General features: G+C 70.7%; 7 protein-coding genes and 1 pseudogene. 3 read left to right on the forward strand and 5 right to left on the reverse strand.

Translation table 11 applies throughout. The annotated features are described in order from the left end of the window. From ASF18_RS24970 to trpA, 4 genes and pseudogenes are all read right to left on the reverse strand, one after another. A pseudogene (locus tag ASF18_RS24970) lies at nt 1–507 on the reverse strand (porin family protein); the annotation flags it as partial. Between the two features lie 130 nt (nt 508–637). Then, complete coding sequence (locus ASF18_RS21710; protein ID WP_056355229.1) at nt 638–1,963, reverse strand: folylpolyglutamate synthase/dihydrofolate synthase family protein; 1,326 nt, start codon at nt 1,961–1,963, stop codon at nt 638–640. Between the two features lie 45 nt (nt 1,964–2,008). Then, nucleotides 2,009–2,917 (reverse strand): acetyl-CoA carboxylase, carboxyltransferase subunit beta, encoded by a 909-nt coding sequence (gene accD, locus ASF18_RS21715; RefSeq protein ID WP_056355317.1) that lies wholly within the window; start codon nt 2,915–2,917, stop codon nt 2,009–2,011. Nucleotides 2,918–2,979: 62 nt separating this feature from the next. After that, the gene (trpA, locus tag ASF18_RS21720) at nt 2,980–3,837 is read right to left on the reverse strand and encodes a tryptophan synthase subunit alpha (protein WP_056355232.1); all 858 of its coding nucleotides are present in this window, start codon (nt 3,835–3,837) and stop codon (nt 2,980–2,982) included. A gap of 220 nt (nt 3,838–4,057) precedes the next feature. On the opposite strand from trpA, the gene ASF18_RS21725 reads away from it, so the two are divergent. Genes ASF18_RS21725 through gluQRS form a run of 3 tightly spaced genes read left to right on the forward strand, consistent with a single transcriptional unit; the run spans nt 4,058 to nt 7,402 of the window. After that, entirely contained in the window at nt 4,058–6,148 is a 2,091-nt protein-coding gene (locus ASF18_RS21725) for an ATP-binding protein (RefSeq protein WP_056355236.1), read from the forward strand. A gap of 38 nt (nt 6,149–6,186) precedes the next feature. Continuing rightward, the gene (locus tag ASF18_RS21730; RefSeq protein WP_056219807.1) at nt 6,187–6,468 is read left to right on the forward strand and encodes a hypothetical protein; all 282 of its coding nucleotides are present in this window, start codon (nt 6,187–6,189) and stop codon (nt 6,466–6,468) included. Between the two features lie 28 nt (nt 6,469–6,496). Then, a complete protein-coding gene (gene gluQRS, locus ASF18_RS21735) occupies nt 6,497–7,402 on the forward strand; it encodes a tRNA glutamyl-Q(34) synthetase GluQRS (protein ID WP_056355239.1) in 906 nt (301 codons plus the stop codon). Between the two features lie 57 nt (nt 7,403–7,459). Here the strand turns inward: gluQRS and ASF18_RS21740 are convergent, their stop codons facing one another. Continuing rightward, nucleotides 7,460–9,400: a M23 family metallopeptidase gene (locus tag ASF18_RS21740; protein WP_244472805.1), complete on the reverse strand. Its 1,941-nt coding sequence runs from the start codon at nt 9,398–9,400 to the stop codon at nt 7,460–7,462. Between the last annotated feature and the right edge of the window lie 351 nt (nt 9,401–9,751).

A 9,751-nucleotide genomic window follows, 5' to 3' on the forward strand; every position in this document is an offset into this window, starting at 1 on the left:
GAACAGAACGCGGTCGAAGGCGTAGCCGAGGCGACCGCGGACGGTGCCGAAGTAGTCGAGGCCCGAGATGCCGGCCGGGTTGAAGACCTGCTGGGCGGCCAGCGGGCCGGTGGCCGTGAAGCGGTTCCGCTCACGACCGAAGTCGACGTACTGGGCGTCGGCCTCGACACCGATCACAACACCGGAGCCCGGGGTGAACTGGTAGTTGTAGCCGATCTGACCACCGCCGACGAAGCCGTCGTTGCTCTGGCCGTTCTGGAAGGCGACGACAGCGGTGGTGCCCGGCAGGACCAGGGTGCTGGCGCCGTTCAGGCCGATGACGGTCGGCTGGTTGTTGCTGGAGGCGTCGAAGCCGTAACCAGCGTTGAAACCGGCGTAGAAGCCGGTCCAGGTGAACACCGGCACCGGCACGAACACCGGGGGCGCCGCGCGACGCGGAAGGTCAGCGGCCGAAGCGGCCGCGGTGAGGGCCGTGAAGGCCGCGAAAGACGTAAGAAGCTTTTTCATTATTTGATCCCCAGCGATATGCCCGATCGAGGGAGAACCTACTGCAGTTTCCACAGCCAAGATGTAGCGCCAGGGTCACACAGCAGAGCTGACGTGGTCGTGAGCGAACCCCGGGAAAAGTTAAGGAAAATCAGGTGGGAGGCGTCCCGTTCGCGGTCAGCACAGCGCCCACCAAGTAGAGCGAACCGCAGATCAGGATGCGTGGCGGCTGCTCGAACGCGATATCGGCCAGGCTCTCCAGGGCGGCCTCGACACTCGGCGCGGACTGCGCGTTCAGGCCGACCTCCGCCGCGATGCTCGCCACCTCGTCGGCGGGTCTGGCCGCCATCTGGCCGGCGATCGGAACCGCCACGAGCACCCGCGCCAAACCGATGAAATTGCGCAGGAACCCCTCCGCGTCCTTGGTACCCAGCAACCCGACGATGAGAACCAGCGGCACGTCGGAGCGCTCGCCGAGATCCGCCATGGCGGCGGCGAGGATGCGCCCGCCGTCGATGTTGTGGCCGCCGTCGAGCCAGAGCTCGGCGCCCGGTGGCACGAGCTCGGACAGGCGTCCTCGGTTCAGCCGCTGCAGGCGTCCGGGCCACTCGACGGAGTTCAGGCCGGCCTCGATGGCGGCGGTGCCGATATCGCCGAAGCCGGCCGCGCGTAGGGCGGCGATCGCCGTGCCCGCATTGGTGAACTGGTGCCGGCCGTTCAGGCGCGGCTTCGGCAGGTCGAACAGGTCGAGATCGTCCTGGTAGACGAGGCGCCCGCGCTCGGCATGGACCGAGAAATCCTGGTTGCCGACCCGGATCGGCATGGCCCCGGCGGCCTCGGCGAGGCGGCAGAGCACGGAATCGGCCTCGGCGTAGTCCTGCGCGGCGATGATCGCCGGGCAGCCCTTCTTGAAGATCCCGGCCTTCTCCGTGGCCACGGCCTCGACGGTGTCGCCGAGGTACTCCGCATGGTCGCGCCCGATCGGCGTGACCACCGCGGCCGCGGGACTGTCGATCACGTTCGTCGCGTCCACCCGGCCGCCGAGGCCGACCTCCAGGAGCAGCACGTCCGCGGGCTGCTCGGAGAACAGCAGCAGGGCGGCCGCCGTGGTGATCTCGAACACCGTGATCGGCTCGCCCTCGTTGGCGGCCTCGCAGCGCGCGAAGGCATCGGCGAGCTGGTCCTCGGGCACGAAGTGGCCGCCGCCGATCGCGCCGATGCGGATGCGCTCGTGAAAGCGCACGAGGTGGGGCGAGGTGTAGACGTGGGCCGCCAGCCCCGCCGCCTCGAGAATCGCCCGCATGAAGGCGATGGTCGAGCCCTTCCCGTTGGTGCCGGCGACGTGAATCACCGGCGGAAGCTTGCGCTCGGGATGTCCAAGCCGGGCAAGCAGGCGCTCGATCCGCCCGAGCGACAGGTCGATCGTGCGCGGGTGGAGGGCGAGGAAGCGCGCCATCAGCGCGTCGGAGGAATCCATGATCGAACGTCGTGTCGCGAAGGGAAGGGAGCGGGGTGTGGCGCCTCAGACGGGCTCAGGGACCGGCGTGGCCGTCCGGGCCGGCTGCGCTCCGGGCTCCTGGTTCATGAGGAGACCGCACAGGTTGGCGATCGTGTCCTTCAGGGCGTGCCGGTGCACGACCTGATCGACCATGCCGTGGTCGCGCAGGTATTCCGCACGCTGGAACCCATCGGGCAGCTTCTCGCGGATCGTCTGCTCGATGACGCGGGGGCCGGCAAAGCAGATCAGCGCACCGGGCTCCGCCAGATGGACGTCGCCCAGCATCGCGTAGGACGCGGTGACGCCGCCGGTGGTTGGATTGGTGAGCACCACGATGTAGGGCAGCTTGGCGGCATTGAGCCGGCGCACCGCCACGGTGGTGCGGGGCATCTGCATCAGCGATAGGATGCCCTCCTGCATGCGCGCGCCGCCCGAGGCGGAGAACAGGACGAAGGGGGTACGCTTGTCGAGGGCGGTCTCGGCGCCGCGCACGAAGGCCTCGCCTGCCGCCATGCCGAGCGACCCGGCCATGAAGGCGAAGTCCTGCACCGCCAGCGTCATCGGCAGGCCGGAGACCCGGCCGAAGCCGACCTTGAAGGCGTCGGTCATCCCGGTCTTGGCCCGAGCGTCCTTCAGGCGGTCGACGTAGCGCTTCTCGTCGCGGAACTTGAGCGGGTCCGCGGCGACCTCCGGCAGGGGCACGTCGATCCAGGTGCCCTCGTCGAACATCATCTTGAGGCGCGCCTGGGCGCTCATCTTGAGGTGGTGCTCCGAGCCCGGGATGACCCAATGGTTGCTCTCCACCTCCTTGTGGAAGACCATCTGGCCCGTGTCGGGACATTTGACCCAGAGGTTCTCCGGGGTCTCGCGCTTGAACAAGGTCTTGATCTTGGGGCGAACGACCTCCGAGATCCAGTTCATCGGTTCAACCATCATGCGACGGCGTCCTTGTGCGGGCTCGAAGCGAGCGAGCCGGAAGGTCTCTGTAAATTGCGTCAGGCGCGGGGCGAGGAGCGAACGCCCTCGGCCAGCTCGCGGACCAGGGCGCTGACGGCCTCGACCGTCCCGCCCTTCGACGCGCCCTCTTCGTCGAGGGTCGCCCGCATGGCATCGACCAGGGCCGAGCCGACCACCACCCCGTCGGCGCCGCGGGCGATCGCGGCGGCATCCGCGCCGGTGCGCACGCCGAAGCCCACGACGATGGGCAGGTCGGTGTGGCGCCGGATCCGGCCCACGGCTTCCGCGACCCGGTCGAAGTTCGGCTTCGCCGTACCGGTGATGCCGGTGATCGAGACGTAGTAGACGAAGCCCGCCGTGTTCGCGAGGACGGCCGGGAGGCGCTTCTCGTCGGTGGTCGGCGTGGCGAGCCGGATGAAGGCGAGGCCCTTCTCCAGCGTCGGAAGACAGAGCTCGTCGTCTTCCTCCGGCGGAAGGTCGACGATGATCAGGCCGTCGATGCCGGCCGCCAGGGCATCGTCGAGGAAACGCGCGACGCCGTAGGCATGGATGGGGTTGTAGTATCCCATCAGGATCACCGGCGTCTCGGTATTCCCCGCGCGGAAGCGCCGGACGAGGTCGAGGGTCCGCACCACACCCTGCCCGTGCTTGAGCGCGCGCAGGCCGGCCGCCTGGATCGCCGGGCCGTCGGCCATGGGATCGGTGAAGGGCAGGCCGAACTCGACGATGTCGGCCCCCGCGGCCGGGAGGGCCTGCAGGACCTTCAGGGAGGTCTCGGCATCCGGGTCGCCGGCCATGACGTAGGTCACCAGGGCCGCCCGCTTCTCGGCGCGGCAGCGCGCGAAGGCGGCGGCGATCCGCGCCTGACCGGGATTTGCCGAACTCGTAGCCGTCATGACACTCACGTCTCGCGTTCCTCGGAGCCGCCGGGAGCGCGGCCCGGGATCAAGCCGCCGCGCCTACACCATCGCGACCGGCCCGTGAAGCGTACGGCGCGTCGCGTCAATCCCGAAGGGGGCCGGCAACGAACCTTTAACAGCCTTTCGAAAGCCGGCCTTCAACCTCGGGCGGCATGGTCGGCCCCGGTGGGGGCCCGACCCGCCAGGGGCTGGCTGCATGACTCTGCCTGACATCGTCCTTATCCTTCTCCCGTCCGGTCTGGCCTTCCTGGCGGGCTGGCTCCTGCGCGCGCGCAGCCATCGGGCCAGAGTTGGCCCCCGGCCGGTCGCGCAAGAGGGGGGACGCACCGAGCATCTCGAGGACCGGATCTGGCGCCTCTCCGAGAACGAGGAGCGCTACCGCGCCCTGGTGCAGGCCACGACGGAGATCATCGTCCAACGGGATTCCCAGGGCCGGATCACCTTCGCCAACGCGGGCTTCGGCCGTCTCGTCGGGGCCGAGCCCCTGTCGCTCCTCGGCACGACCCGCCAGCCGGAGGTGCTGGAGACCGGCGAGATCGTGCGGCAGGCGGACGGCGTCCGCCGGATCGAGATGCGGCTCGCCCCGGCCACGGGGACGCCGCGCTGGTACACGTTCATCGAGATGGCGGTGCCGGGCAGCAATGGCGAGACCCAATGGCTGCGTGCCGGTGCCGACATCACCGAGCGGGTCGAATCCGCCCGCTCCCTGGACGAGGCCCTGACCCGGGCCGAAGCCGCCAACGTGGCGAAGTCGCGCTTCCTCGCCACCGTGAGCCACGAGTTCCGCACGCCGCTGAACGGGATTCTCGGCATGGCCGACCTCGTCCTCGAGACCGGGCTCGATCCGGAGCAGCGCACCTACGTCGAGGCCATCGGCACCTCGGGCAAGGCGTTGCTGACCCTGATCGACGGCATCCTCGATTTCTCACGGATCGAGGCGGGACGCCTCGACCTCGCCGCCGAGCCCTTCGATCCGGCCGAGATCGCCGAGGGCGTTGTGGAGCTGCTCGCGCCCCGCGCCCAGGACAAGGGCATCGAGATCGCCGTGGACGTCGCCGACGACGTCCCGCGCCTCGTGATCGGCGACGCGGACCGGGTCCGGCAGATCCTCGTGAACCTCGCCGGCAACGCCATCAAGTTCACGGGGACCGGTGGCGTCGGGGTGGAACTGACCCACGGGGACGGCCATCTGCGCATCGCCATTTCGGATACGGGTCCGGGCATCCCGCAGGACCGCATCCCGCGCCTGTTCGAGGAGTTCGAGCAGGGCGACGACAGTGCGAGCCGACGGCACGAGGGAACCGGGCTCGGCCTCGCCATCACGCGTCGCCTCGTCACCCGGATGGGTGGCCATGTCGAGGCGACGTCGCGCCTCGGCACGGGCAGCACCTTCACCGTCGCCCTTCCGCTCGATGTCGCCGAGGCGGAACGGGAGCGCCCGCCCGGTTTCGCGGGACGCCGAGTCCTCATCGTGGCGAGCTCGCCGTTCCAGGCGCCCTACCTCGCGCGCCGGCTGACGCGGTCCGGGGCCTCAGCCCGGGTGGTGCCGGACCTCGAGGCGGGACTCGCCGCGCTGCCGGGGGCCGCCTTCGACGCCCTCCTGGCGGATCGGACCCTCGGGGACGCCGCCGTTCGAGCCCTCGCCGGGGAGGCGCGGCGGCACGGCGTGCGCTGCTGCCTGGTGCTGCTCTCCCCCTTCGATCGACGCGACTTCGGTGCGCCGGCCGCGTCCGGTTTTGACAGTTACCTCGTGAAGCCCGTGCGCGCCCGCTCGCTGTTCGATCGCCTGCTCGCGCCGGCCCCCCCGCGGGGCGAGCGGCCGGCGACGCCGAACGAGGCCGCGCACCGGGCCGCCCTTCAGCCAGGATCGGAGGTTCTGCTTGCCCCGATCTCCGGCGGACCGCGCGTGCTCCTGGCCGAGGACAACCCGATCAACGCCCTCCTGGCCACCAAGGCCCTGCAACGCCTCGGGGCGATCGTCGTCCTGGCGCGGGACGGGGAGGAGGCGCTCGCTCGCATCCGCGAAGCCTCCGACGCGGCGCCCTTCGATCTCGCCCTCCTCGACATCCGCATGCCCGGGCTCGATGGGCTCGAGACCGCCCGACGGATTCGCGCCGGCGAGAGCGGGCCGCGCGCTTCCGCACTCCGGCTCATCGCACTCACCGCCAATGCGGGCCGCGACGACGAGCGGGAGGCCCGAGCGGCCGGCTTCGATCATTTTCTCGCCAAGCCCCTGGATCTCCGGGCCCTGCCGGACTTGCTGGCTGGTCGTGCGGCAGCCGCGTGAACGTTGACACGCCGGTCCGCCCGCGCGAACACCGCGCCATGGCCGATGACCGCATATCCGACGCGCCGACGCGCACCCACGACCGCCGCGTCGCCTGGGGCGTGGTCGCCCTCACCGCCGCGACGGTGCTGATCGGGGCCGCCGTACCGGCGCCGTCGCACCCCAGGGCGAGCGTGGCGCCGAGCGAGGACACGGCCTGTGCCGAGTGGGGCGACGGCTGCCGCGTCTGCCAGCGCGGCGAGGGGGGCATCCATTGCTCCCTGCCGGGGATCGCCTGCGTGGCGAAGGAACAGAGCTGCCTGCGCCGCGTCGGCGGCTGATCGACCGGCGGTCGGGAGGGATCCGTCCGTGAACGCCCCGGTCTTCCGCTTCGCCCCCAGCCCGAACGGCCGCCTGCATCTCGGACACGCCGCCTCCGCCCTCCTGAACGACGCCCTCGCGCGGGGCATCGGCGGCCGCCTGCTGCTGCGGATCGAGGACATCGATCCGGTCCGGTCGCGCCCGGAGCTGATCCAGGGCCTCCGTGAGGACCTCGCCTGGCTCGGCCTGCGGTTCGCGCCCCCCGAGCGCCGACAGTCGGAACATCTCGACGCGTACCGGTACCAGGTCTCCGCGCTGGCCGAGTGCGGTCTGGCCTATCCGTGCTTCTGCTCCCGCGGCGCGATCGCCGCGGTGGTGGAGGCCGACGCCGGCCGCTGCGCGCCGGTGCCCCGCGACCCCGACGGAGCGCCGCTCTATCCGGGCACCTGCCGGGCCCTGTCCGAGAGGGTCGCCGATCGGCGACGCGCCGCTGGCGAGCCGCATACCTGGCGGCTCGACACCGCCCATGCCCTGGCCGCGTCACCCGGCCCGCACGTGGTGCGGACCTTCGCCGTCGCGGCGGGGGAGGGGAGGGGGGCTGTTCGCCAAATCGGCATCGAGCGGGACGAGGCCGCCGATCCGGCACGGTGGGGGGACCCCGTCATCGCCCGCCGGGACGTGCCGACGAGCTATCACCTCGCCGTCGTGATGGACGATGCCGTGCAGGGCATCACCCACGTGGTCCGAGGCGAAGACCTGCGCGCCAGCACCGACCTGCACGTCCTGCTGCAGGCCCTGATCGGGGCGCCGTCACCCCGCTACCATCACCACGCCCTGCTGCGGGACGCCTCGGGCGAGAAGCTCGCGAAATCCCGCGGCTCGCGTTCCCTCGCCGACCTGCGCGCGTCCGGCGAGAGCCCGGCGGGCATACGGGCCCGCCTCGGTTTCGCCTGAGCGGCGGCGATCAGCCCGAGAATGCAGATATGAGGGACGGGACCGTCGGGGCCGGGATCAGCGCATCGCGTCGCGCTGGGCCATGGCGGAGGCCGTGCGCGACTTCTGCATCGTGCCCTCGATCTGCTCGCGCTGGCGGGTGAACTCCGCGAGCATTCGCCCGTCGAGTTCGCGCCCGCGGGGGACGCGGATCTTCATCGGGTCGACGAAGTGCCCGTTGATGATGACCTCGTAGTGGAGGTGGGCACCCGTGGAGAGGCCGGTCGAACCGACATAGCCGATCACCTGGCCCTGGCGCACCTTGGCGCCGGCGGTGATGCCGCGGGCAAAGCGGGACATGTGATTGTAGGTCGTGACGTAGCCGTTGATGTGCTGCAATTCCACTCGGCGGCCATAGCCCGAATCCCAATCCGCCTTCAGCACCGTCGCATTGCCGGCGGCCACGATGGGCGTGCCGATCGGGTTCGCCCAGTCGACGCCGGTATGCAGCTTCGCGTAGCCGAGCACGGGGTGGCGCCGATAGCCGAAGCCCGAGCGCATGATGCCGTCGGCAATCGGCTTGCGGATGAGGAACTTCTTGAGCGACCGACCCTGCTCGTCGAGGTAGTCGATCGTCCCGTCGTCGGGGGACTGGAAGCGGAAGACCTTTCGCACCTCGCCGCCCAGATTGAGCGAGGCGTAGAGCAGTTCCGGCCGTTCGGTGGAGCCCTGCGCCACCTCGTCGTCGAAGGTATAGAAGACGTCGAGGCTGTCGCCCTGCGAGATCCGGCGCTGGAAATCGACGTCGTAGCCGAAGATCTTGACCAGGTCGTCCACGGCACCGCGGGGCAGGTCGTGCCGGGCTGCCGTCTCGTAGAGGCTCTGATACAGGCGCGGACCCGTGCCGCCGTCCTCCTCGCCGTCCTCGGAAGCGTCCGCCACCGCCGGCGCCGCCCGCGAGGGAGTGTCCTCGGTCGGCGGTGCGACGGAAACGAAGGTGCCGCGATCATTGATCGCCGCGATCCCCTCGATGCCGCTCTCGCCGTAGAGCACCACGCGGGTCACCTGACGCGGATCGCCGGGCCGTGGCCCGGGTGCGACCTGGACCCGGAACTGCTGGCCCTCGGAAAGGTCGGCCGTACGCGTGCGCCCGCCGAGGGCGGCCACGATGCCGCGAATCTGGTCGTCGCCGGCCCGGGCCGTGTTCTTGAGGGCGGCCTCTAGCGTCTCGCCGCGCTTGAGGGCGAGGTCGCGCTCCTCGACGAGGGGCGGCTCGGAGCCGGCGCCGCTCTTGGCTAGGCTGGTGACGTTCTCCGGCACCACCAGGACGTCGATGGATTTGAAGGGCGAGCCCTCGTCGCCGAAGCGTGCGGCCGGATCGAAGCGCGACGCCGCCATACCCTGCTGCAGGGTCCGCGACAGCATGATCTGGGGCGCGATCGGGATCGCGGCTCGGCGGCCCGCCTCGGCCGAGAGGCGCCGCTCCTCCTCGATCTGCGCCGCCACGTCGTCGTCGGAGAGGGCCGGGGCGCCGGGCTCGACGTCGATCCCGGCGAGATCGCGCTTGATCACGGAGACCTCGGCGCCCGGTGCATCCGCCAGGCCCGACTCGGGCGCACGTTCCAGGGGCTCGTCCGTGCTGAGCTTCATCGGATCGAACCGCGGCATCTCGGTCGCGAAGACGCCCGTCGTCATCGAGAGCGCGGTCGAGACGCGCATGAAGGGCCGCACCTTGATGATCTCGCGGTCGCCGAGCCGTACCGTCACGGGCGAACGGAAGCTCTGCTTGGCCGAGGCGATCATCAGGTTCCGGACCAGCCGGTCGCTCTTGCGGGCCACGTTGGCGGTGCCGTCGCTGAGGGCGGGCCGAACGGCGTTCGAGGCTCGCTCGGGGATCGCCGCGAAGGAGACCTCGCTCTGCAGGGAGACGTGGATCGCCGCGCCGATCAGCGCCGCGCCCGTCAGGCCGGTGAGCGCGCTGGCGCAGAGCCAGCGCAGATTGACGTCGCGCCGGTCGATCCGTGCGGCGTCGGGACCGAGAAGATCGAGGGCCGGAAGGCTGCCGTTCGGCGACCGTCCCGGGGCGCGCGCCTCCGTTGGGCCGCCCCGCTCCCCGATCTTCAGACGGCCGCGCTTCACTCTGACATTCCTGATCTGTGTATCGGCGACGCGGAGTCCCCGCGCAGGGCGTTGCGAAGCGACCGGCGACGGATGTCGTGGCCCAGCATGTCGAGATTGAGGCACGTTTCGGCGCGCCCGTCACCGGAGGAGGGGAGGGGCGCCGTGACACCCACGGGGAAGTTTTTTCGTTTCCGGCAGTTGACGGGTCTGGGAGTGATCCGTATACCCCGGTTCATCGGCGGGCGGCCA

It is taken from the genome of Methylobacterium sp. Leaf89 (genome assembly GCF_001422215.1).
In the GTDB taxonomy this organism is placed as follows: Bacteria; Pseudomonadota; Alphaproteobacteria; order Rhizobiales; family Beijerinckiaceae; genus Methylobacterium.